Here is a 20212-nt window from a genome sequence, read left to right as displayed (position 1 = left end):
GATGTGCCAGTGGCGTTATCCAGCCGCGACCTCGAACACCAGGCTGCAGCAGGTCGTGGCGCCTTCCGCCTTCTGCAGCTCGGAAACGTCGACGGTCGCCACTTCGATCCCGGCGTCGCGCAGGCGCTGCGCGGTACGAGGAAAGTTCGCCGGCATCACCGCGGTGTCGCCGATCCGCAGGATATTGGCAGCGTGCTCTTCGTCCGGATCCACTTCGATGATGCGAAAGCCCGGGAACGAAGCCGCATCGACCCAGCGCGGCTGGATCAGCAGCGTGTCGTCGCGAAGCGCGGTCACCGCCGACTTCAAGTGCAGGCAATCGCGGATCGCCACCGGCACCACGCGATAGCCGAATTCGCCGATAGCGTCCTGCAGCTGCGCCCGGCCTTCGGCGTTGCTGCGCCCGGACTCGCCGACGTAGAGCGTACGGCCAACCCGCAGCACGTCGCCGCCGTCCAGGGTGCCCGGGGCCTCGATGAGGCGCAGCGGCCGGTAGCGCGCAAGCAACTCGGCGACGCTCGTGCCTTCTTCGCGCCGCGATTCGGCGCCGGGCCGCGTCATTACCGCGATCTCGTCGAGCACGATCGCGACATCCTCCACGAACACCGCATCCGGCATGGCAGGCTCCGCGTCGAGCGTCAGCACCTTGCAACCCAGCGACGCGAGCAGGCGTTGATAACTGCGATGCTGGGCCTCGGCGCGCGCGATATCGATCGGCGTGCGGGCGACATGGGTGAGCTGGCAATCGCCGAGGCTGGGGCTGACTTCGCGGGTGATCGCTATGCGCATGTGGGGCGTTCGTGAGGCTCCAGCAAGACCATACCCCGTTCGCGCGTCCGCAACGAGGGAGCATCGGCGCACAGTCACACCGCCGCCACGCATAATGTCCCGCCACGTCCCTGCCCTGCCGCATGTCCCGTATCGCGACCACTCTCCCCGGCCTGGCCATCGTCGGCGGCGGACCCGCCGGCCTCATGGCGGCCGAGGTCGCGCGCGCCGCCGGCATCGAAGTCGATCTGTATGAAGGCAAGGGCTCGGTCGGCCGCAAGTTCCTGATCGCCGGCAAGGGCGGGCTGAATCTCACGCATAGCGAAGCGCGGCCCGCATTCGACGCGCGCTACGGCTCGCGTCGCGGCGATGTCGCCCATTGGCTCGACAATTTCGACGCGGACGCGCTGCGCGAATGGGCGCGCGGCTTTGGCATCGACACGTACGTGGGCACGTCGGGGCGCGTATTCCCGATGGATCGCAAGGCCGCGCCGCTACTGCGCGGCTGGGTGCGGCGGCTGCGCGACCAGGGTGTGCGCTTCCACGTACAGCATCGCTGGACCGGGTGGAACGCCGATGGCGCGCTGCGCTTCGAAACGCCGACCGGACCGTTCGACGTGGTGGCGCCCGCCACCGTGCTTGCTTTGGGCGGCGGCAGTTGGCCGGAACTCGGCTCGGACGGCGCGTGGGCGCCGTGGCTTGCGCAGCGCGGCATCGATGTCGCGCCCTTGAAGCCCTCCAACTGCGGCTTCGATATCGGCTGGAGCGAGCACTTCGCGCAGAAGCATGCCGGTGCGCCGCTGAAGCCGGTAATCGCGCACTGGCGCGATCTCGACGGCAACGAACACGCATTGCAAGGCGAATGCGTCGTCACCGCGACCGGGATCGAAGGCAGCCTGATCTATGCCTTGTCGGCGACGCTGCGGGACACGATCGATCGCGACGGCTCGGTCACGCTGCATCTGGATCTGGCGCCGGGTCGCGATGCCGCACGTCTTGCGGGCGATCTGGGCAAGCCGCGCGCGGGTCGCAGTTTCAGTGAACACCTGCGGCGGCAGACGGGCCTTGCGGGCGTGAAGGCGGCGCTGTTGCGTGAAGTGCTGCCCAAGTCACAGCTCGACGATGCCGCCGCTATCGCGCAGGCAACCAAGCGTCTTCCTCTCGTGTTGAAGCAGGCACGGCCTATCGCTGAGGCGATCAGCAGTGCCGGTGGAGTGAGGCTGGAAGCCCTGGGCGACGCCTTGATGGTGAAGGCGGTGCCGGGCGTGTTCTGCGCAGGCGAGATGCTGGATTGGGAAGCGCCGACCGGCGGTTATCTGTTGACGGCGTGTTTCGCCAGTGGTTTGCGCGCGGGGCGAGGGGCGGTTGCTTGGCTTACTTCGCGGTAAAGCAAAGGCGGCCCCTCATCCGCCCTTCGGGCACCTTCTCCCCGCAAGCGGGGAGAAGGAAGAACATCCCTCGCCCCGCTTGCGGGGAGAAGGAAGAGCATCCCTCGCCCCGCTTGCGGGGAGAAGGAAGAGCATCCCTCGCCCCGCTTGCGGGGAGAGGGACAGCGTTGCGAAGCAACGCAGGGTGAGGGGCCGTGGCTAGCGCTTCCGCCCCGAAACCACCGGCACATGCCACACCGCGTAATACGGCGGCGTTTCGATCGCACCGATGATCCTGTCGAAGTCGGCCGTCACCTCGGCAACCGATCGCCCGGATGCGTCCGCCAGCACTTCGGAATAGCCGTCGCGCCAAGCCGTCATGATCCCGGCGAACGTCGCGCGCTCCACGCGCAGCGTATCGACGATCACGTAATCCAGCGCAATCGCCTGGTAGCCGACCTTCGCCAGCAGCGTCGGCGAATGCCGGCCGATACGCCCGTCGCAGCCGATGCCGTGCAGATAGGCCACCGCGTTCTCGTTCCAGAACCGGTCGGGATCGAAGCGCACGCCATCGCGCTCGATCACGGGCATGTGCAGCATGCCGTAGTCCTCCGACAGCAGATGCAGCCAGCCGCCGGGCTTCGACACTCGGGTTATCTCGGCGAGGACCAGCGGGAAATCGGGCACCGCCTGCGACATGTGCCGGCACACGACCAGATCGAACTGAGCATCATCGAAACGCAGGGCGAAGGCGTCGCCCTGCTCATAGGCAATGCGGTCGCCGAACGCACCGCTGTCCCGCCGCGCCAAGGCGAGATTGCCTTCGAGGATGTCGACACCGATGAGCGTCGCATCCGGATAGCGCTCGGCAAGGCGTCGCGTTATCTCGCCGGTGCCGCAGCCAAGATCCAGGATCCGCAGTGAACCGGAGAGGCCGTATCGATCGAACAAGGGCGCTTCCTGCGGCCAGATCGCTTCGGCCTGATGGGCGAGATTGCGCGCCATCGACTCGTCGCCCATCTGTTCGGCTTGCGGATTGCGATCGACGCTCATGTGCTTTCCTTTCGGTTCCGCTACGTGCAGCTCATGGCGAGGCTTGCACTCAGGCAGTGGGATCGGCCAACGGTTTCAGTTCCGGGTCGAGCGCCACGCGCTCGTCGAAGACGAAGCAGCGGCCGTCGTAACCGAAGCCGCCGACGCGTTCGAAATAATTGAGGATGCCGCCCTCGAGTTGCAGCACGTTGTCCATGCCTTCGGCCTGCATCCACAGCGCCGCTTTCTCGCAACGGATGCCGCCGGTACAGAAGCTGACCACGACGGCGTCGGCCAGCGCGCTGCGATGCGGCGTCAGCGCCTCCGGCAGGTCGGTGAAGTTGTCGATCGGCAGGGTCAGTGCGCCGCTGAAGGTGCCGTAATCGACTTCCTCGCGATTGCGCGTGTCCAGCAGCACCAGGCGGCGGCCGTTGTCGTCTTGGCCCTGTTCGATCCAACGCGCAAGGTCTTCCGGCGCCACGGCAGGCGCGCGGCCTTCGAGCGGCGAGGAATTGTCGCGGCGGAAGGCGATGATTTCCTTCTTCAGCTTGACCTTGAGCCGGGCGAACGGTTGGGTTCGACTGATGCTCTCCTTGACCACGATGTCAGCGAAACGCGGATCCCCGCGCAGCGCCTCGAGGAAGAGCTGGATGGCGGATTCAGGGCCCGCCAGGAAGAGGTTGATGCCCTCCTCCGCGATCAGCACGGTGCCACGCAGATCGCCGGCTTCGGCGAGGCTGCGGACCTGGGCCGCAAGTGCAGCCGGGTCTTGGACGGGGACGAAATGGTAGGCGGCGATATTCAGGATCACGGCCACATTTTACCGGGCACTTGGTGCATTCGGCTTCGGTAGGACGCGCTGCCCGCCGGTGATGGGGGTAGCTCCGCCCTCCTGACGGCATCCATGCCTTTAAGTCGGGTCGCGGACCATCCTGGTCCGCTTCTCCGCTACCCCCATCACCGGCGGGCAGCGCTATCGCGAGCGTGAAGATCGCCGCTTCGAAGCGTTCTTATGCTTTTTGTCGAACTACCGAGATGTGTGGGGGCAGGCGGCGCCGGTGGGTAGTCGTGACTGTCAGCGGCATGGATGCCGCTGACAAGCCTCCATGGACGGATTCACGGCGTGTCACGACTGCCCACCGGCGCCGCCTGCCCGCGCCGGGATCGCGCCGCCACGTCCCCTCACCCTGCGCCGCTGCGCGACGCTGTCCCTCTCCCCGCCAGCGGGGCGAGGGGTTTGCCGCGAGGGAGGAGTCAGCGCGTTTGGCAACTAGCCGCGCGCTCCAACAACAACGCCTTCTCGCGCTCATTGCGAGTCATCTCAGCCGCCCGCTCGAATTCACCGCGCGCCTCATCCAGACGGCCGAGCTTGAACAACAGATCGCCACGCACGCTCGGCAGCAAGTGATAGCGCGCCAACGCAGCATCGCCCGCCAACGCATCGACCAGCTCCAACCCCGCCGCCGGACCGAACAGCATGCTCAACGCCACCGCCCGATTGAGCTCGACGATAGGCGAACCCGTGAGCCGCGCCAGCTCCGCGTAGAACCCCGCGATACTCGCCCAGTCCGTGTCTTCCGGCTGCAGCGCACGCGCATGGCAGGCCGCGATGGCCGCCTGCAGCGTGTACGCCCCGCGTGGACCGCCGAGCTTCTCGGCACGTTCCAATTCCGCAAGGCCACGATTGATCAGCAGACGATCCCAACGTGCACGATCCTGATCGAGCAACAAGATCGGCTCTCCCGACGGCCCGGTTCGAGCCCCAGCGCGCGAAGCCTGGATTTCCATCAACGCCACCAGGCCATGCACCTCCGCCTGCTGCGGCATCAGCCCCGCCAGCACGCGGCCGAGCCGCAGCGCGTCCTCGCACAAATGCGGACGCAGCCAATCCTCACCGGCCGTCGCCGAATAACCCTCATTGAAGACGAGATAGACCACCGACAACACCGCCGACAACCGCTCGACCAACTTCTCGCCGCGCGGCACCTCATAAGGAACGTTGGCCTCCGCCAGCGTGCGCTTGGCGCGGACGATGCGCTGCGCGATGGTCGGTTCCGGCACGACGAAAGCGCGCGCGATCTCATCGGTAGTGAGCCCGCCGAGCAGACGCAGCGTCAGCGCCACCCGCGCGTCCTGCGACAACACCGGATGACAAGCGGTGAACACCAGACGCAGCAGATCGTCGCCGATCGGATCGTCCAGCGCATCGAGGATGTCTTCCTCGTGCACCTGCTGATGCAGCTCGATCTCGTAGCCGAGTTCCTCGTGCTTGCGGTGCTGCAACTGGTGCCGCCGCAGCCGGTCGATCGCCTTGTGCTTGGCCGTGGTCATCAGCCACGCACCGGGATTGTCGGGCACTCCGCCCTGCGGCCACTGCTCCAGCGCCGTCACCAGCGCGTCCTGCGCCAGCTCTTCGGCGAGGCCCACGTCGTGCAGCATGCGCGCGAGGCTGGCGATCAGCTTCGCCGATTCCATCCGCCACACCGCGTCGATGGTGCGGCGGACCTGCTGCGGGTTCGGAGTCCCGGAAGCCTTGGTTTCGGCGGAAGTCGTGTCAGGGGAAGTCGTGTCAGGAAAAGCGGCCATGCCCCCGATGACACCACCGCGCCGATGACGGCGCAAGCGCAGGTCTTGCCAAATCGCGCCCTGCGCTTCCTGCCCGATCGATCCGGGAGCCGGCGCCGGCGCCAGCTCCGCGAGCGAATGCCCCGAAAGCACGCCTTCCATCGCAGTCAGCCTTGCTGCATGGCGCCGTTGATCATCCACGGCACCCCGAAACGGTCGGTCAGCATGCCGAAGCGCTTGGCCCAGAACGTCTCCTGCATCGGCATCGTCACCGTGCCGCCCTGCGCGAGTTCGCCGAAGATGCGCTCGGCTTCGTCCTCGCGGTCGACGGCGAGCGCGATCGAGCAACCCTTGATGCCTTCATAGGGATGATCGGGATGATTGTCCGAAGCCATCAATACCTGATCGCCGGCCTGCAAACGCACGTGCATGATCTTGTCGCGAACCGATGCCGGCAGGTCTTCACATCCCGGCGTGTCGCCGAATCGCTGCAGCATGGCGAGTTCGGCGCGCAGGCACTGCGCGTAGAACTTGAAGGCTTCTTCGCAATTACCGTTGAAGACCAGATAAGCGTTGATATGCATGTTGGCTCCTTGATGTGCAGGCGGGGATCAATGCTGGGTCAGCGCGTCGCGCAGGCGCTGTTCCTGCTCGCGCAGCTCGGGCGTGAGCGCGTCGCCGAAGTCTTCGGCCTCGAACAGCGGACGGATCTCGATGGTCGATTCGCCCGGATGCGGATTCGGGCAGCGCTTGACCCACTCGACCGCCTCTTCCATCGAACTGACCTGCCAGATCCAGAAACCGGCGACCAGCTCCTTGGTTTCGCTGAAGGGGCCATCGACGACGGTGCGCTTGCTGCCGGAGAACGCCACCCGCTTGCCGCGCGAGGACGGATGCAGGCCTTCACCAGCCAGCATCACCCCGGCCTTGACCAGCTCTTCGTTGAATTTGCCCATGTCGGCGAGCAACTGCTCGGTGGGCATGACGCCTGCTTCGGACTCGTTGCTGGCTTTGACGATGACCAGGACGCGCATGTTCGTTACTCCTAGGCTTTAAGTGAATGGACCTCGGTGAATGAACGCCGGTCGGCCTTGGGCCCCTTCCCTGCGCTCTTGCAGGAACGACGAGCGGGGGAGCCGGGAATCGACATGGTCCGGGGATCTTTCGTTACTTCGGCTTTACTCATGGTGGCCGCCGATCTAACGCACGCTTCTCTAACCTCACGCCTGTCCGTCGCGACTTTGCGTACAGCACGGGGCATGGAGCACGGGCCATAACGATGCAACCTGCATCGCGGACACAACGAGAAGGAGCATCTGATGCCAACCAACCAGAACCAGGACCAGAACCGCCATCAGGGACGCGGCTTCGCCGGTATGGATGAAGAGAAACAGCGCAAGATCGCCCAGAAGGGCGGCGAAGCGGTCAGCCGCGATCGCCAGCACATGTCCGAAATCGGCCGCAAGGGCGGCGAGGCTTCAGGCGGTGGCAATCGTCATGGGAGTCAGGGAAGCAATCGCTGACCGACGCAGCCGAGGGACCTATTCGACAGCGAGCCGGTGAACAGGCTCATGAAAGAGCGAAGGCGCCCAATGGGCGCCTTCGCGGTGTTGCGGCATCGTCACGGATGGGCCGAAGTGGCCGCTGAATCCGCGTGCCCGACGCTTTAGCTGCGGCCTTCGCTACGCGGCCGCGTAGCGCCCGGGCCTGCGTTACGACCCTCGCGCGGCGGGCGGGCGCCGGCATGCGCATGGCGCTGCGCCGGCTTGCCGTGCGGACGATGACCACGGGCAGGACGCGCGCTTCGCTGCGACGGCACCGGCGTGGTATCGATGCGCAACGGTCGGCTCGGCTCATAGCCGGCCACGGTCTCCAGCGCGATCTCCGCCTTCAGCAGCTGCTGGATCTGCCGCAACAGTCCCGCTTCGTCCGGCGCCACCAGCGACAAGGCCTCGCCCTGCGCGCCGTTGCGACCGGTGCGGCCGATGCGATGCACATAGTCTTCCGCCACCATCGGCAGCTCGTAGTTGATCACCAGCGGCAGACTGGGAATGTCGAGTCCGCGCGCGGCCACGTCGGTCGCGACCAGCACGCGCGCCTTGCCCGCCTTGAACTGCGCCAGCGCCTTCTGCCGCTGCGCCTGGCTCTTGTTGCCGTGGATCGCGACCGCCAGCAGACCGGACTTCTCCAACTGTTCGGCCAGGCGGTTGCAGCCGTGCTTGGTCTTGCCGAACACCATGGCCTGTTCAGTGTGGCGCTTGGCAAGGATCTCGATCAGCAGGTCACGCTTCTTCGCCTGATCGACCGGATGCGCGCGGTGCGCGATGGTCTCGGCGATGGTGTTCTGCGCCGCCACCTGCACCTGTTGCGGATCGCGCATGAATTCCAGGGCCAGCGCCTTGATCCGCGCCTCGAACGTCGCCGAGAACAGCAGCGTCTGCCGCTGCGACGGCAGCTTGCCGAGGACGCGCTTGATCGCCGGCAGGAAGCCCATGTCGAGCATGCGGTCGGCTTCGTCGAGCACCAGCACTTCGATGGCGTCCAGGCGCACGGTGCCGCGTTCGAGGTGATCGATCAGGCGGCCCGGGCAGGCCACCAGCACGTCGACGCCGCGACGGAACTGATCGATCTGCGGCTGCATGCCGGCACCGCCGTAGATCGCGGTGATGTTCATGCGCAGATGCTTGGCGTAACCGCGCAGGCTTTCGCTGACCTGCAGGGCGAGTTCGCGGGTCGGCGTCAGGATCAGCGCGCGCGGCTTGCGCGGGCCGTTGGGCGACGTCGCCTTGGCGAGCCGGTTCAGCAAGGGCAGGCCGAAGGCGGCGGTCTTGCCGGTGCCGGTCTGCGCACCGCCCAGCACGTCGCGGCCGGCCAGCGCCAGCGGGATGGCCTGGGCCTGGATCGGCGTCGGGGTGGTGTAGTTGTTTTCGGACAGCGCGCGCAGCAGCGCGGGCGCGAGCCCGAGCGATTCAAAGGTCATGTTGTAGCTCCGTATGGAACGCTTCCGGTATGGGCACAGGCCCTGCCGGAGGCGTACTCGAAGCTTTCCCTGAACCGCGGCTTGCGAGTGGTGTAAATGGCCGCACCGGAGGTTCCGGTGCCGCGTCTGCGCGACGAAGGGCGTACGGGATAGGCCGCGAGAGGGCCCTGATGGGGCCGGAGCGGCAGACTTACCTAGGAAATCGCATCTCCCGGGACTTGCGAGGCAAGTCAGGGATCAGCCGTGCGCTAAACGGGGGGCACTGTACGCGAAGTGGCTCTCCTGCGCCACCGCCACCTGAACCGAGCCCCTAGGCCTTGCGCAGGAAGCAGGTCTTCAGCACCAGGCCCTTGATCTTGTCCGAGTTGCCTTCGATGTGTTCCGCGTCGTCCTCGACCAGGCGGATATTGCGGATCACCGTGCCCTGCTTCAGCGGAATGGACGAGCCTTTGACCTTCAGGTCCTTGATGACCACCACGGTGTCGCCGTTGGCCAGCGCGTTGCCGTTGCTGTCGCGGACGCTCAGCGCGCCCTCTTCCGCCCCTTCAGCCGCCATCGGCCACTCGTAACCGCAATCGGCGCAGACGAAGTTGGTCCCGTCGGCATAGGTGTTTTCGAGCGTGCATTGCGGACAGGCGGGGGCGGCGGGCATCGTGCGATCCAGTGAGTGCGACAGGCATGTGGGGCGCGCATTTTACGCCCTGCGGCGACTCAATCGTCGGGCGAGCCGTAGCGCAACCAGCGTTCGGCTTCGCGCACGTCGCTGAAGATGCGCACGTTGATGCCCAGGCCCTGGCCGTAGATTTCGGCGTACTCGATGGCGGGGACGAACTCCGGCGTGGGTTCGACCACGGCGACGCGATCGAAATGCCGCGCCTCGTGCTGGAACAGTGCCGCCAGTTCCGACAGCTCCGACGGCGTGGCCGGCTGGCCCTTCTTGCGATCGGTCACCAGCAGCTTGCGCAGGCCGCGTGCCTTGCCTTCGTCGGCGATTTCCTGCCAGTAGGCGATGCGTACGTGCTGCGCATCCACGGGGCCGGTGACTTGCACTTCCAGCACTTCGCCGTGTTCGACCAGATGCAGGGCGTAGTCGGGATGGTGGCGCTCTTCGGCCATGCGCCATGATCGGTCAGGCGGCCGTCACCGCGCCAGTGCCGCCAACGTGCCACTGCGGTCTACGGTCCGGCTCGACAGCGCCTGACAGGCCAGCCGCCAATCATCGCCTCGCGGAAACGGCCGCCAGGCGACCACGCTCGCGGCCGGCGTCGTGTCGATTTGCGCCCGTCCCACTCGTCTCTCCCACAAGCGCTGGGCTTCCGGCGCCAGCTCCAAACCCACGTCCCACCCGCGACAAGGAGATCCCCATGAGCAAGCCCCAGCGCATCACCCCGTTCCTGTGGTTCGACAAACAGGCCGAGGAAGCGGCGAACTACTACGCCTCGATTTTCGACAACTCCCGCGTCGGCACCGTCGCGCGCTACGACAAGGCCGCCGCGCAAGCCTCCGGTCTGCCGGAAGGCACGGCGATGACCGTGGCCTTCGAACTCGATGGCGTGCCCTTCGTCGCCCTCAACGGCGGGCCGCACTTCAAGTTCACCGAAGCGGTGTCGTTCGTCGTCAATTGCGAATCGCAGGCCGAGATCGACCACTACTGGAGCCGCCTGGCCGATGGCGGCGATCCGACGGGGCAGCAATGCGGCTGGCTCAAGGACAAGTTCGGCCTGTCCTGGCAGGTGGTGCCGACCGAACTGCCGCAGCTGATCCGCCATCCCAAGGCGATGCAGGCCATGCTGCAGATGAAGAAGATCGACCTGGGCACGCTGCGCGAGGCGGCCGCGGCGTAATCGCCGGGCCTCGGGATTCGGTCCGCTAGATCTTGTCGCCTAAACTGGAGGTCGCTTCCCTGCGCGACCTCCATGTCCTCGACTCCTCCGGCCACCGTCGACGTACTCATCATCGGTGGCGGCGCGGCGGGCCTGATGTGCGCGCTCACGGCGGGCCAGCTCGGCAAGCGCGTGCTCGTGGTCGAGCACGCCAACCGCTGCGGCAAAAAGATCCTGATGTCGGGCGGCGGACGTTGCAATTTCACCAACACCGGCTCGTCGCCGGCGAACTACCTGTCGGCGAACCCGCATTTCTTCAAGTCCGCCCTCGCCCGCTACACGCCGGCGCACTTCATCGAAATGGTCGAGCGACACCGCATCGCCTACCACGAGAAGGAACTGGGCCAGCTGTTCTGCGACGAGTCCTCGAAGCTGATCGTGAAGATGCTGCTGGACGAGTGCGCGGATGCCGGCGTGCGGATCGAGACGTCGTGCAGCGTCGAGCGCGTGGTCCATGGCGACAGCGGCAACTTCCATCTGCATACGACGCGCGGCGTCTTCACCGCTCCCGCGCTGGTGGTTGCCAGCGGTGGCCTGTCGATTCCGAGCATGGGCGCGACCGGCTTCGGCTATGAACTGGCCCGCCAGTTCGGCCACGAAGTGCTGCCCACGCGCGCGGGCCTGGTGCCGCTGACCCTCAGCGGCAAGCACCAGGAGCGGCTGCAGGACCTCAGTGGCGTCGCGTTCCCCGTGGAAGCGCGCTGCAACAAGAAGTCGTTCTCCAACTATCTGCTCATCACCCATCGAGGCGTGAGCGGTCCGGCGATCCTGCAGATCTCGTCGTTCTTTCAGCCGGGCGACGACCTGCGACTGGACCTGCTGCCTGGCATGGACGCGTTCGAAACCCTGCAACGACTACGGCACGAACGGCCGGCCGCAGAACTCAAGACCGTCCTCGGCGACCTGCTACCCAAGCGCTTCGCCCAACGCCTGTGCGAACACTGGCTGCCGAACCGACCGATGAAACAGTTCAACGAACCGCAGTTGCGTGAAGCCGCCGAGTTGCTTGCAGCGTTCCCGCTAGTAGCCAGCGGCACCGAAGGCTATCGCACCGCGGAAGTCACGCTGGGCGGCGTGAACACCGACGGGCTCTCGTCCTCGACGATGCAATCCAAGCAAGTACCCGGGCTGTACTTCATCGGCGAAGTCGTCGACGTCACCGGCTGGCTGGGCGGCTATAACTTCCAGTGGGCGTGGGCGTCGGGGCATGCGGCGGGTGAAGCGGCCTGACTGCTATCCGCCTGCGAAAACGGGCTAACTCGGCGCACCGCCGCTCTATGGAGTTGGCGACCGATCGGGCATCGACATGACCAGGGATTCGCAACCCTGCGCTTCGCAACCGAGATATTTCACCTCATTCCCGCGCTTCAACATGACCTTGGCGGCTCCATTGATGGTGAACTGCCATGTGCGCCCCTGCCTGCGCACAAGTCCACCGATCTTGCAGGGCGCGGTGTCGTAGTCGTGGTGATAGGTGCGCTCATCGATCTCGCGGCTCAGGGAAATCAGTTCTTCTGCTTGCTTGCCAGTCAGTGTCCACTTCAGACAGCTGGTGGCGGCGTCCTCCTGCGCGGAGGCCGTTGTATCGACTTCGACCCTGGAAATGGCCGTCACGATTACCCCTTCAATGAGAGGCGCTGGCGGGGTTACCGCAGTTGGATCAGGGGAGTGGGAGCTGGGGCGGCACGCTGGAAGGAGGATCAGGAATGCAATAGAGATCAGCACCCTCACCCGCAGTTTTCCACGCAGTTTTGTCGTATTCATAGATGTCTCTCAGCGCTTCTCCGTCACCGCTCGCCGCAAATTGATCCGCGCCTGCGCGTCCAGGCGCTGGTGAAACCAATCGCTCAGAAAGATGCGCTCCTTGCCGAGCAGTGCCTTGAGAAAGCGGCGCCGATTGAGCTTGAACAGCCAGGCGGGGACGTGGCCGCGGTACTCGGCGGTGATGCCGCGGTCGTAGGCGGCGAAGGCCGCAGGATCGGCGGCCAGGATCGCCATGTCGCAGTCAAGAAACAGGGCGGCGTCGGCATCGTCTGCTACGTCGGCCGGGGTCAGCGTGCCGTGCTGCGCGGTGAGATTGATCAGCTCGGCGACGCGCGCGGCGTCGATGTCGCGATCCGGTAACCAGCGCGCGATGTGTTCGACGGCAAGATCGGCCGAACGCGCTTCGTTGTCCTTGCGGCCCGCTTCATAGATGGCGTCGTGATAGAGCACGGCCAGGCGCACTTCGTCCGGTTGCCGCCAGCCGGGGCCGGCTGCGACTTCGTCGTAGTGATGCAGCACCGCTTCGACATGATCGAAGCTGTGGTAGGCGCGAGGCGGCGTGGCGTACGCATTGCGCAGGGCTGTCCAATGTTCCGTCGTTAGCAGAGTGTCTTCGGCCATATGATCGGTGCCGGCATCGATATGCCTCCGAGCATAGCGGAGCATGCGCCTGCAACGGCGACGATCAGTGCGTCTTCTGGTAAGTGCCCACCAGTTCGGCCTGGGCGACCACGTGCCCTTCCATCGCCTTCAGCAACTGCGCCTTGTTCGGCTGGTGCAGATCGGGCAATTCCACGTCCAGGGCGTACAGCTTGTGGAAATAGCGGTGTCGCCCCTTCGGCGGGCACGGGCCGCCGAAGCCGGTGCGTTGCCAGTCGTTCTTGCCTTCCCTGGCACCCGCGGGAAGCTGCGCGGCTTTCACGCCCTCGGCCAGGCCGGCCGCGGTGACCGGCAGGTTGTACAGCACCCAGTGCACCCAGGTGCGCTGGGGCGCGGCAGGATCGGGTGCGTCCGGGTCGTCGACGATCAACGCAAGACTGCGCGTATTCGCCGGAAGCCCTGACCAGTGCAGCGCCGGCGACACATCGCCGCCTTCACAGGTATGGACTGCGGGTATGGCGGCATTGGCCGCGAACGCCGGCGATGTCAGCGTCATGCTCATGGCGGGGGTCCTCGTCTGGCTGCACGCGGCGCTGGCGATCGCGAGCAGCAGCGCGAGCGTCGACGCATTGCGGCGGATGGGATGGCTGGCGCGCATTCACTGAACCCTCTTGCAGGGTTGCGCCGATTCTAGGCCGGGAATAGCGAAAGACCTCGCGAAGGAACAGCGCGAAACAGCTCAGCCGCGACGCGATGCCAAGGCGCGACGCAAGGTCGTGAAGACACCGGCCAGATCCCGCTGCGCCGCCGGGGTCAATGCGAGGTCATCGCCTTCGCCGTCAACATCGCCGGCCGCGTCGCCGGCCCAGGCGAAAGCCACCCGATTGCTCTGCCGCGGCTCGTCGATCACCAGCACATGCGCCGGGCCGAATGCGCGCTGGATGCGTTCCACGTGCGCGGCCGCCGCATCGCAGTAGAGATTGATCGCCATGGCACCGCCTGGCGCGAGGCAGGCACGGCAGTCGTCGTAGAAGGCCTGCGTGGAGAGCACCGCCGGTATGCCGGTCTCGTCGTATCCATCGATCAGCAACAGGTCGTAGCGGCCGGGGCGCTCGTGCAGGAAATGCGCACCATCGTCCAGATAGACCTGAAAGCGCGCATCGTCGTCCGGGACGTGGAAGCGGCGGCGCAGTGCGATCACGTGCGGATTGTTCTCGACGACTTCGATCCGCGCTTCGGGCAGATGCCGGTAACAGTACTTGGCCTGCGATCCGCCGCCGAGCCCCAGGATGCCGATGAGACGAGGTTTAGGCGCGAAGACCAGTGCGCCCAGCATCGTGCGGGTGTAGTCGATCAGCAGGCGATGCGGATCGCGCACGACCATCTGGCTTTGCGAGACCCCGCGTGCGAACTGCAACTCGATGGTCTTGCCACGCGCACGCACGCGCGGTTTGCGCAGGCGCGGCGGCACGGCGTCACCCTGCGCACCGAACAACCTCGCCAGCCAGGTACGCCAGCCCCCTTGCCCCGAATCCATGTCGATGCCTAGCGGAGCTGACTGTCCTTGCTGCCGCGGCGGTTGTAGCCGCTGGAGCCGGCCTGTTCCTGGTCGCGGACTTCCTGGCAGGCCACGCACACACGCACGCCCGGGACGGCTTTGCGCCGGGCCTCGGGAATCTCTGCCTCGCAGTCCTCGCAATGGGTCAGGCCAGGCCCGGTCGGCAGCTGGCTGCGTGCGCGTTTGATCGCGTCCTTGATGGTCGCGTCGATCTGGTCTTGTACGGCGCCATCGCCTGCCCAACCGGTTGCCATGGGTTTTCTCCGCTAGTGCTACGCGGACAAGGATAACGGCTATGGGGTGAATGTCCGCGGGCTACGAAAAATAGAGCCCGCCGAATGGCGGGCTCGTGCATTAGGAACGGGCTCAATCAATAGAGCTGTTTTTAGCGTGGGCCCAGAAGGGCCCGGCCATCGGCCCGTCACTCGGGCCTATCGCACGCAGCACCTGAATGCGGTCCAGGGAATGCTGCCTCCAAGGTGAGCAATAGTCCTTGAACGGGCTCTCGACCTTCAGCAGGCCGATCCCTAGCCGGACCCAAATTTTCAGGCTTTTCGGATCGCTTTCGAAGATGGCTTGTCCAAGCACGTACGATACAAGATAGGCTTCCCATGTATCGAAGTGTCGGGATTGCGCGCCGATCCGGCGTAGCCAGGTCCATCCAGCCTCTTCATCGAGATAGCCTGTCGCTACGGCAACGCGCGTCAGGTAAGCGGCCCGCTCGAGATCGTAGGCAAGCATTGACTGACAGCCGGCGATCAGTGCCGCGTCGATGCCGACTTCCTGCAAAAACAACCTCACCTTCTGGAAGGCCAAGAAATGCGCTGCGCCAACATTTTGTAAATCGGTCAGCTGGCCGCCGCGGATGAGGAATCCGAAATCGGTGTCGATGTCCTTGCGGGAGCCAACCTTAGTCAACCATTCCAGGCGAGCGGTAACCGATGCAGTATCGGCCACATTCCAACTCCTCGCCAACCATTCGACATTGGCACTAGGCTGCTTGGCGGCGATCGCAAGTTCTGCAGGAGATTCCTCATAGCGAAATGCCGTCAGTGCCCCCAGGCCTAATAGTGGCTCGCGCAATGCATTCACAGATGTCGATTCTGCGTCATCGATCGCCGATTTGGCCGGTGCGAGCAGTTCGGCAGAGATCAAAATGTCTGCAAGCGGATAGCGTTGCCAGATATAGGGTTGACCCAGGCGTTCCAGGACTTGCGTCAACAGGTCCCAAGCTGCCTCGACATCATCGGAAGCCGCCACTCCTCCTGCAAAACTTGCAGCGCGACCAAAGATGAAGGATGCGGCGTATTCAGCCCAGTCTGCGAAATCCCGTTTTGATTCCACTGCCACCCACGCCATTACCCTCCAGGCTTCGTCCTCGGTGATGTACTTCAAATAGTGGCAGGCGCGCGCCAAGTAGGCGATGCGCTCATAGTCGTAAGCAGCAAGGGTCATCGTAGACGCTGGCGGAAGGCCTCGCTCTTCCCATACTTTCTTGGCCTGTTCCAAGCGAACGATGGCATCCGCGTCGATGATAGTGAGCTTGTCCGCGCTCGCGCCCTGCTGCAGCAGCGCGAAATCCTCTTGATAAGAAACGCGGCGGCCCAGCAATATCACCTGCTGAATGGTGCTGCGCGCAGACCTCTCGTCGATGACATCCCAGTCACGCGCCATACCTTCTCGGATCGTTTCTTCGTCTCTTCGAAGTGGCAGAAGAGCGCTATATTCCTTATTCCGCGCCATCATCAGCGCACCGAACCCCAGTAAGGGCGCTTTATCCGGTGGAGGGGCATTTTCACGATAGCAGCGCTGCACCCTCTCCCGCGCCTTGGCTTCCTTCTCGGCTTCAGCTGCTGCCTCGGATTTCGCCCGCGCCTTGGGGGCAATGTATCGGCGGCGAATCAGCAAGACAACGACAATTATGATCAGCATGATCACGTGAAACATGAAGCGTTCCCCCGTATTTAATGGTCACTGCGATGACTGCTTGATCACAGGCGACAACCGGTTGCCGGTTGCAATCAGATCATCGATACCGACCGTCGCCTTCTCCTGAGGTGCAACATCCGGTTGCAAGAAAGAAAACACGAATGCTGACGTTTGGATCAGCGCTAAGCGCGCATGTCGGTTTGGCAGGAAAGGGCCTTGGTTGTGCTCAAAACCCGGAATGCGCCGCCTGAAACCAGCGCCAGACCGCCGGCGGCAGCCGGTCTTCGAGGTCGAGGCCGAACGCAAGGTAGGCGTCCAGCGCATCGCGCACCACCTGCTGTGCCGGGGTCGGTCCGGCGCGAAGTTCCAGTTCGTCCACCGTCAATGCGGCCTCGGACCACGCGTACAGGAGTTCACTGCGGGTCTGCAGCGCCTGCCGCAGCCAGTCCCACGCTGGGGCATGCACGCGATGGCCCGCCTCGTGGAGCGCCTGCAGCGCGCGGGCGAGTTGGTCACTGGCACCGCGGTACCACTCGCCGTGGCCAGCGGCCGCGCGCGCGATCGTCAGCGGCACCGGCGCGTTCCACTCGGTCAGTTCGCGTTTGAGCGCGAGTTCGATGGCACGGGCCTCGCGCACCGTGTCGGTTTCGATCAGCGCGATCCGCTCGGGCGCGAAGAACTCGAACCAGCGCCGATGCAGTGCCTGGAAACGTTGCAGCGGGTCGCGCGAGTAACCCAGTTTCAGCAGGTCTTCGTAGGCGCAGGGCGCGACGTAGACGAAGCCGCGATTGCGGCTCAGCGTGCGGATCGATGCGGGATCGCGCGAATCGATGGGCATGGCCCAGACTAAGGGAGAAGCGGGAACGACACCGCTCACCCGGGCTCCACCCCAGGTTGACCCGGCCGTAACATGGGCCGCGCTAGCCTCCTCGCGCTGGATGGGGTGACGGACCGAGGACCGTCGCGACGTCCGGCACGGAAGGCTCAGCCGCGAGGATTCATCTCTCGTTCGCCGCTGGGCCTTCTTGTTTTTGGGGGCATCAACTCAGCGTAACGTCGCCGGTTTCCAATGATCGGCGTCGACAAAGGATCAGCTCGGGTGGAGTCCCGCATGTCCCCTGCCCCACATACCGCGGCCCTGCACGTCCAAGCCGGTGCGCTGGTCGCCCATCGGTTGCTGGACGTCGCCAACGAGATCGACCTGGCCCGCGCCGAGTCGCTGTGGCGTGCCCGCGAAGGCCGTGCGAGCCGGCGCACCCGGCTGGCGACGGTCGCCGCCAACGAACTCACCTTCGGGGTGCCGCCGACGCTTTTCCCACTGACACCTGTCGCCATCGAATTGGACGGCATCGCGACGCAGGCTGAACTGACCGCGCGCGTGTATGACTTCGGCGCGATCGTGATCGCATTGCGGATACCCGTCGCGGAGCTCTCCTGGGCCGACTACACGCGCCAGTTCAACGCCCTCGACCGCGCGACGGCGGACGACGCTCCGGTCTGGCGCGATGCGTTGCGCAGCGTGCTCGACATCATCGGCCCGGCGTTGCATCGGCCCGCCGAGCAGCATCTGGAGGAGGACTACCTCTTCGCCATCGTGCATGCCTTCGCCGAACCCATGACCGGCCGCCGCATCCGCGAAGACGCCAACCTTCCCGCCCTGCTCTCGGGCGAAACACGGCCGCTGTCGGCGCAGGAAAGCGCGGCGATCACCGAGCAGGCGTATTCCTACTTCGAGGACGATTTGGTCGTTCTCACCTGGGATCGTGCGTTCCTCTACGAGCCGCGGCGCGATTCCGACGTCGTCGACATCATCGAGGTCGCCAACGCGCAGTTGCTGGAGATGCGCTACTACGACGAACTGCTCGATAGCGAACTGGTCGCCATGTACGACCTGGTCGCCAACGCAGGCGGCGGCCTGTCGCTGCTCGCATCGCGCCGCGCGGCACGGCTGGCGCGGAGGCTGTACGGACTGGTGGCGGAAGTCACCCAGCTCACCGAACGGGTGGAGAATTCGCTGCAGGTCACCGAAGACGTGTATCTGGCGCGCATCTACGGCGCGGCGCTGGAGCAGTTCCGGGTGCCGCGCCTGGGCGAAGCGGTGGACCGCAAGCTGGCGATCATCCGCGACACCTACACCGCACTGTACGACGAGGCATCCAGCCGCCGGGCGGAATTGCTGGAGCTGGCGATCGTGCTGCTGATCGTCTTCGAGATCGTGCTGGCGCTGGCGCGGCCCTGAAGCCCAAGGCGCCAAACCGCAATTCCCGCCAACAAAAGGAATGCCCGGCGGCATGCCGGCGCCACGGGGCCAGGACTACACTGGCGACAGGCCACCCCGGCCCAGGTGCATGGAGGGTCCGCCATGTACGCCCCGGTTCTGTCCGCCGCCCTCGCGGCCGCCTTTGCACTGACGAATCCCGCCGGTGACACCCTCCCCACGGCGCCGCTCACGACCGCGCCTGTCATCGTCGCCCCGGCCTCGCTCATGGCCATGCCGCCCGAGCTGCGCGAGCGCCTGCATGCGGAGGTGTTGGCGCAACCGGCCACGCCATCGCAACGTCTGCAGCAACTGCTGCATTTCATGCTTGACGCCGATGCGCTGGCGATCGTCTACGACGAAGAGGCGACCTACTCGGTCGAACAGACCTATGCGATGCGGCGCGCCAACTGCCTGTCGTTCACTCTGATGTTTCTCGCCCTCGCGCGCGAGGCCGGCCTGGACGCGCAGCCGCAGGAGATCGAGAACACGCTGTCGTGGCGCCTGGACGAAGGGACGATCTACCGCAACAATCACGTCAACGTCGGCGTCACTGTCGGTGGCCGCATCGCCGTAGTCGATTACTCCGGCGACACGATGATCGCCACCGACCGTCCGGTCGTGATCGGCGAAAAGCGGTTGTTCGCGCACTACTACAACAATCTCGCCATGGCGCAGCTGTCCGAAGGCAATGCGGTCGGCGGGCTGCAGCTGATGGCGGCCGCACTGGCGGCGGATCCTACCTATGCGCCCCTATGGAGTAACGCCGGCGTGCTGCATGTACGGCTCGGCGATATGGCCTCTGCGGAACGCTCGTACATGAAGGCACTGTCGCTCGATCCGGCGGAGGACGGCGCGTTGTTCAATCTGGTCGGACTGGCGCGGCGGCTTGGCGACACCAAGCGCGAAAACGACTACCGGCGGCGCCTCGCGCGCGTCCAGCAGCGCGATCCGCTGCATCACTTTCTGCTCGCGATGGATGCCGAGCGCAACGGCGACTATCCCACCGCCGTGGCCGAATACCGGCAGGCGATCCGCCTGCATTCCGACGAGCACCGTTTCTGGTCCGCACTCGCGCGCACCTATCTGAAGGCGGGCGATCCGCGTCGCGCCGGCAAGGCCCTGGTGCGTGCACAAGCGCTCAGCGACGGCGCCACGCGCGCGGCCTACCGGGCGCAGTTGCAGGAGTTGAAGCGCGCTTCGAACTGAGCCTGCGGCAGGTTGCTGAGGTGCCGCCTGCCGCGGTGTAGCTCAGCTTCGCTGCTTCGCCATGAAGACGCTGCGCAGCACGCCGGCGACGATGACACCGGCCAACAGCGGAATCGGTTCGAAATGACCGGTGGCGGCCGAGGTCACGACACCCACGACGGCAGCCAGAACGAGAACAACAAGAAGATCGAGGCGAAACACGGCGAATTCCGGAAGAAACTAGCGCGCGAGTCTAGGGGTGATCACCGCGTGAAGCATGAACGTGCAACACGTTTTCGCCGCCGCCATTTTGCGAGGCGA

The 20212-nt window shown here is 65.3% G+C and carries 23 protein-coding genes; 6 read left to right on the top strand and 17 right to left on the bottom strand.

The window, feature by feature from the left end; genetic code table 11:
• Positions 1–15 precede the first annotated feature (15 nt).
• The gene (locus ACYVJ8_RS04300) at positions 16–789 is read right to left on the bottom strand and encodes a dimethylarginine dimethylaminohydrolase family protein (RefSeq protein ID WP_460709646.1); all 774 of its coding nucleotides are present in this window, start codon (positions 787–789) and stop codon (positions 16–18) included.
• A 122-nt stretch (positions 790–911) separates the two neighbouring features.
• Between ACYVJ8_RS04300 and ACYVJ8_RS04295 the strand changes: the two genes are divergently transcribed.
• On the top strand, positions 912–2156 hold the full coding sequence (locus tag ACYVJ8_RS04295) for a TIGR03862 family flavoprotein (RefSeq protein WP_460709645.1): 1245 nt from the start codon (positions 912–914) through the stop codon (positions 2154–2156).
• Between the two features lie 198 nt (positions 2157–2354).
• Here ACYVJ8_RS04295 and ACYVJ8_RS04290 read toward each other — a convergent pair whose 3' ends face one another.
• The 5 genes from ACYVJ8_RS04290 to ACYVJ8_RS04270 all read right to left on the bottom strand — a co-directional run bounded on the left by ACYVJ8_RS04290 (position 2355) and on the right by ACYVJ8_RS04270 (position 6766).
• Entirely contained in the window at positions 2355–3188 is an 834-nt protein-coding gene (locus tag ACYVJ8_RS04290; protein WP_460709644.1) for a class I SAM-dependent methyltransferase, read from the bottom strand.
• Between the two features lie 49 nt (positions 3189–3237).
• Entirely contained in the window at positions 3238–3978 is a 741-nt protein-coding gene (locus ACYVJ8_RS04285) for a sulfurtransferase (RefSeq protein WP_460709643.1), read from the bottom strand.
• A gap of 443 nt (positions 3979–4421) precedes the next feature.
• Entirely contained in the window at positions 4422–5642 is a 1221-nt protein-coding gene (locus tag ACYVJ8_RS04280; RefSeq protein WP_460711031.1) for an RNA polymerase sigma factor, read from the bottom strand.
• 257 nt (positions 5643–5899) lie between these two features.
• Complete coding sequence (locus ACYVJ8_RS04275) at positions 5900–6316, bottom strand: VOC family protein (protein WP_460709642.1); 417 nt, start codon at positions 6314–6316, stop codon at positions 5900–5902.
• Positions 6317–6343: 27 nt separating this feature from the next.
• Positions 6344–6766, bottom strand: coding sequence for a YciI family protein (locus tag ACYVJ8_RS04270; RefSeq protein WP_460709641.1), 423 nt, complete (start codon positions 6764–6766; stop codon positions 6344–6346).
• Positions 6767–7051: 285 nt separating this feature from the next.
• Between ACYVJ8_RS04270 and ACYVJ8_RS04265 the strand changes: the two genes are divergently transcribed.
• Complete coding sequence (locus ACYVJ8_RS04265) at positions 7052–7255, top strand: KGG domain-containing protein (RefSeq protein ID WP_460709640.1); 204 nt, start codon at positions 7052–7054, stop codon at positions 7253–7255.
• A gap of 143 nt (positions 7256–7398) precedes the next feature.
• Here ACYVJ8_RS04265 and ACYVJ8_RS04260 read toward each other — a convergent pair whose 3' ends face one another.
• The 3 genes from ACYVJ8_RS04260 to ACYVJ8_RS04250 form a co-directional block, all read right to left on the bottom strand.
• Positions 7399–8712 carry a DEAD/DEAH box helicase gene (locus tag ACYVJ8_RS04260; protein WP_460709639.1) on the bottom strand — a complete coding sequence of 438 codons (1314 nt, stop codon included), beginning with the start codon at positions 8710–8712 and terminating at the stop codon, positions 7399–7401.
• Between the two features lie 310 nt (positions 8713–9022).
• Positions 9023–9364: a zinc ribbon domain-containing protein YjdM gene (locus tag ACYVJ8_RS04255; RefSeq protein WP_460709638.1), complete on the bottom strand. Its 342-nt coding sequence runs from the start codon at positions 9362–9364 to the stop codon at positions 9023–9025.
• Between the two features lie 59 nt (positions 9365–9423).
• Positions 9424–9828: an STAS/SEC14 domain-containing protein gene (locus ACYVJ8_RS04250; RefSeq protein WP_460709637.1), complete on the bottom strand. Its 405-nt coding sequence runs from the start codon at positions 9826–9828 to the stop codon at positions 9424–9426.
• Between the two features lie 248 nt (positions 9829–10076).
• Between ACYVJ8_RS04250 and ACYVJ8_RS04245 the strand changes: the two genes are divergently transcribed.
• Together ACYVJ8_RS04245 and ACYVJ8_RS04240 are read left to right on the top strand one after the other, a co-directional pair.
• Positions 10077–10556 (top strand): VOC family protein, encoded by a 480-nt coding sequence (locus ACYVJ8_RS04245; RefSeq protein ID WP_460709636.1) that lies wholly within the window; start codon positions 10077–10079, stop codon positions 10554–10556.
• Between the two features lie 72 nt (positions 10557–10628).
• Positions 10629–11825, top strand: coding sequence for a BaiN/RdsA family NAD(P)/FAD-dependent oxidoreductase (locus tag ACYVJ8_RS04240; RefSeq protein ID WP_460709635.1), 1197 nt, complete (start codon positions 10629–10631; stop codon positions 11823–11825).
• Positions 11826–11870: 45 nt separating this feature from the next.
• On the opposite strand, the gene ACYVJ8_RS04235 is transcribed toward ACYVJ8_RS04240, so the two are convergent.
• The 7 genes from ACYVJ8_RS04235 to ACYVJ8_RS04205 all read right to left on the bottom strand — a co-directional run bounded on the left by ACYVJ8_RS04235 (position 11871) and on the right by ACYVJ8_RS04205 (position 17284).
• On the bottom strand, positions 11871–12359 hold the full coding sequence (locus tag ACYVJ8_RS04235; RefSeq protein ID WP_460709634.1) for a hypothetical protein: 489 nt from the start codon (positions 12357–12359) through the stop codon (positions 11871–11873).
• Positions 12360–12368: 9 nt separating this feature from the next.
• Positions 12369–12980 carry an HD domain-containing protein gene (locus ACYVJ8_RS04230; protein WP_460709633.1) on the bottom strand — a complete coding sequence of 204 codons (612 nt, stop codon included), beginning with the start codon at positions 12978–12980 and terminating at the stop codon, positions 12369–12371.
• A gap of 64 nt (positions 12981–13044) precedes the next feature.
• Positions 13045–13617 carry a YbhB/YbcL family Raf kinase inhibitor-like protein gene (locus ACYVJ8_RS04225; RefSeq protein WP_460709632.1) on the bottom strand — a complete coding sequence of 191 codons (573 nt, stop codon included), beginning with the start codon at positions 13615–13617 and terminating at the stop codon, positions 13045–13047.
• A gap of 81 nt (positions 13618–13698) precedes the next feature.
• Positions 13699–14496, bottom strand: coding sequence for a fused MFS/spermidine synthase (locus ACYVJ8_RS04220; protein WP_460709631.1), 798 nt, complete (start codon positions 14494–14496; stop codon positions 13699–13701).
• Between the two features lie 8 nt (positions 14497–14504).
• Entirely contained in the window at positions 14505–14771 is a 267-nt protein-coding gene (locus ACYVJ8_RS04215; RefSeq protein ID WP_460709630.1) for a DksA/TraR family C4-type zinc finger protein, read from the bottom strand.
• Between the two features lie 112 nt (positions 14772–14883).
• Positions 14884–16464, bottom strand: coding sequence for a DUF1266 domain-containing protein (locus ACYVJ8_RS04210; RefSeq protein WP_460709629.1), 1581 nt, complete (start codon positions 16462–16464; stop codon positions 14884–14886).
• A gap of 208 nt (positions 16465–16672) precedes the next feature.
• Positions 16673–17284, bottom strand: coding sequence for a GIY-YIG nuclease family protein (locus ACYVJ8_RS04205; protein ID WP_460709628.1), 612 nt, complete (start codon positions 17282–17284; stop codon positions 16673–16675).
• 273 nt (positions 17285–17557) lie between these two features.
• On the opposite strand from ACYVJ8_RS04205, the gene ACYVJ8_RS04200 reads away from it, so the two are divergent.
• Together ACYVJ8_RS04200 and ACYVJ8_RS04195 are read left to right on the top strand one after the other, a co-directional pair.
• On the top strand, positions 17558–18685 hold the full coding sequence (locus ACYVJ8_RS04200) for a hypothetical protein (protein WP_460709627.1): 1128 nt from the start codon (positions 17558–17560) through the stop codon (positions 18683–18685).
• A gap of 123 nt (positions 18686–18808) precedes the next feature.
• Complete coding sequence (locus tag ACYVJ8_RS04195) at positions 18809–19912, top strand: tetratricopeptide repeat protein (protein ID WP_460709626.1); 1104 nt, start codon at positions 18809–18811, stop codon at positions 19910–19912.
• Between the two features lie 42 nt (positions 19913–19954).
• Here the strand turns inward: ACYVJ8_RS04195 and ACYVJ8_RS04190 are convergent, their stop codons facing one another.
• On the bottom strand, positions 19955–20113 hold the full coding sequence (locus ACYVJ8_RS04190; RefSeq protein ID WP_460709625.1) for a hypothetical protein: 159 nt from the start codon (positions 20111–20113) through the stop codon (positions 19955–19957).
• Positions 20114–20212: the final 99 nt, after the last annotated feature.

Source organism: Lysobacter terrae, from assembly GCF_054782215.1.
Note: the sequence above shows the minus strand (reverse complement) of the source record. Positions and strands in the feature narration are given on the sequence as shown.

Bases quoted from the DNA above. Each gene is read 5' to 3' on its own strand.
- ACYVJ8_RS04300 (WP_460709646.1), bottom strand. From the start codon at position 789: ATGCGCATAGCGATCACCCGCGAAGTCAGCCCCAGCCTCGGCGATTGC.
- ACYVJ8_RS04295 (WP_460709645.1), top strand. From the start codon at position 912: ATGTCCCGTATCGCGACCACTCTCCCCGGCCTGGCCATCGTCGGCGGC.
- ACYVJ8_RS04290 (WP_460709644.1), bottom strand. From the start codon at position 3,188: ATGAGCGTCGATCGCAATCCGCAAGCCGAACAGATGGGCGACGAGTCG.
- ACYVJ8_RS04280 (WP_460711031.1), bottom strand. From the start codon at position 5,642: ATGGAATCGGCGAAGCTGATCGCCAGCCTCGCGCGCATGCTGCACGAC.
- ACYVJ8_RS04275 (WP_460709642.1), bottom strand. From the start codon at position 6,316: ATGCATATCAACGCTTATCTGGTCTTCAACGGTAATTGCGAAGAAGCC.
- ACYVJ8_RS04270 (WP_460709641.1), bottom strand. From the start codon at position 6,766: ATGCGCGTCCTGGTCATCGTCAAAGCCAGCAACGAGTCCGAAGCAGGC.
- ACYVJ8_RS04265 (WP_460709640.1), top strand. From the start codon at position 7,052: ATGCCAACCAACCAGAACCAGGACCAGAACCGCCATCAGGGACGCGGC.
- ACYVJ8_RS04260 (WP_460709639.1), bottom strand. From the start codon at position 8,712: ATGACCTTTGAATCGCTCGGGCTCGCGCCCGCGCTGCTGCGCGCGCTG.
- ACYVJ8_RS04255 (WP_460709638.1), bottom strand. From the start codon at position 9,364: ATGCCCGCCGCCCCCGCCTGTCCGCAATGCACGCTCGAAAACACCTAT.
- ACYVJ8_RS04250 (WP_460709637.1), bottom strand. From the start codon at position 9,828: ATGGCCGAAGAGCGCCACCATCCCGACTACGCCCTGCATCTGGTCGAA.
- ACYVJ8_RS04245 (WP_460709636.1), top strand. From the start codon at position 10,077: ATGAGCAAGCCCCAGCGCATCACCCCGTTCCTGTGGTTCGACAAACAG.
- ACYVJ8_RS04240 (WP_460709635.1), top strand. From the start codon at position 10,629: ATGTCCTCGACTCCTCCGGCCACCGTCGACGTACTCATCATCGGTGGC.
- ACYVJ8_RS04235 (WP_460709634.1), bottom strand. From the start codon at position 12,359: ATGAATACGACAAAACTGCGTGGAAAACTGCGGGTGAGGGTGCTGATC.
- ACYVJ8_RS04230 (WP_460709633.1), bottom strand. From the start codon at position 12,980: ATGGCCGAAGACACTCTGCTAACGACGGAACATTGGACAGCCCTGCGC.
- ACYVJ8_RS04225 (WP_460709632.1), bottom strand. From the start codon at position 13,617: ATGCGCGCCAGCCATCCCATCCGCCGCAATGCGTCGACGCTCGCGCTG.
- ACYVJ8_RS04220 (WP_460709631.1), bottom strand. From the start codon at position 14,496: ATGGATTCGGGGCAAGGGGGCTGGCGTACCTGGCTGGCGAGGTTGTTC.
- ACYVJ8_RS04215 (WP_460709630.1), bottom strand. From the start codon at position 14,771: ATGGCAACCGGTTGGGCAGGCGATGGCGCCGTACAAGACCAGATCGAC.
- ACYVJ8_RS04210 (WP_460709629.1), bottom strand. From the start codon at position 16,464: ATGTTTCACGTGATCATGCTGATCATAATTGTCGTTGTCTTGCTGATT.
- ACYVJ8_RS04205 (WP_460709628.1), bottom strand. From the start codon at position 17,284: ATGCCCATCGATTCGCGCGATCCCGCATCGATCCGCACGCTGAGCCGC.
- ACYVJ8_RS04200 (WP_460709627.1), top strand. From the start codon at position 17,558: ATGTCCCCTGCCCCACATACCGCGGCCCTGCACGTCCAAGCCGGTGCG.
- ACYVJ8_RS04195 (WP_460709626.1), top strand. From the start codon at position 18,809: ATGTACGCCCCGGTTCTGTCCGCCGCCCTCGCGGCCGCCTTTGCACTG.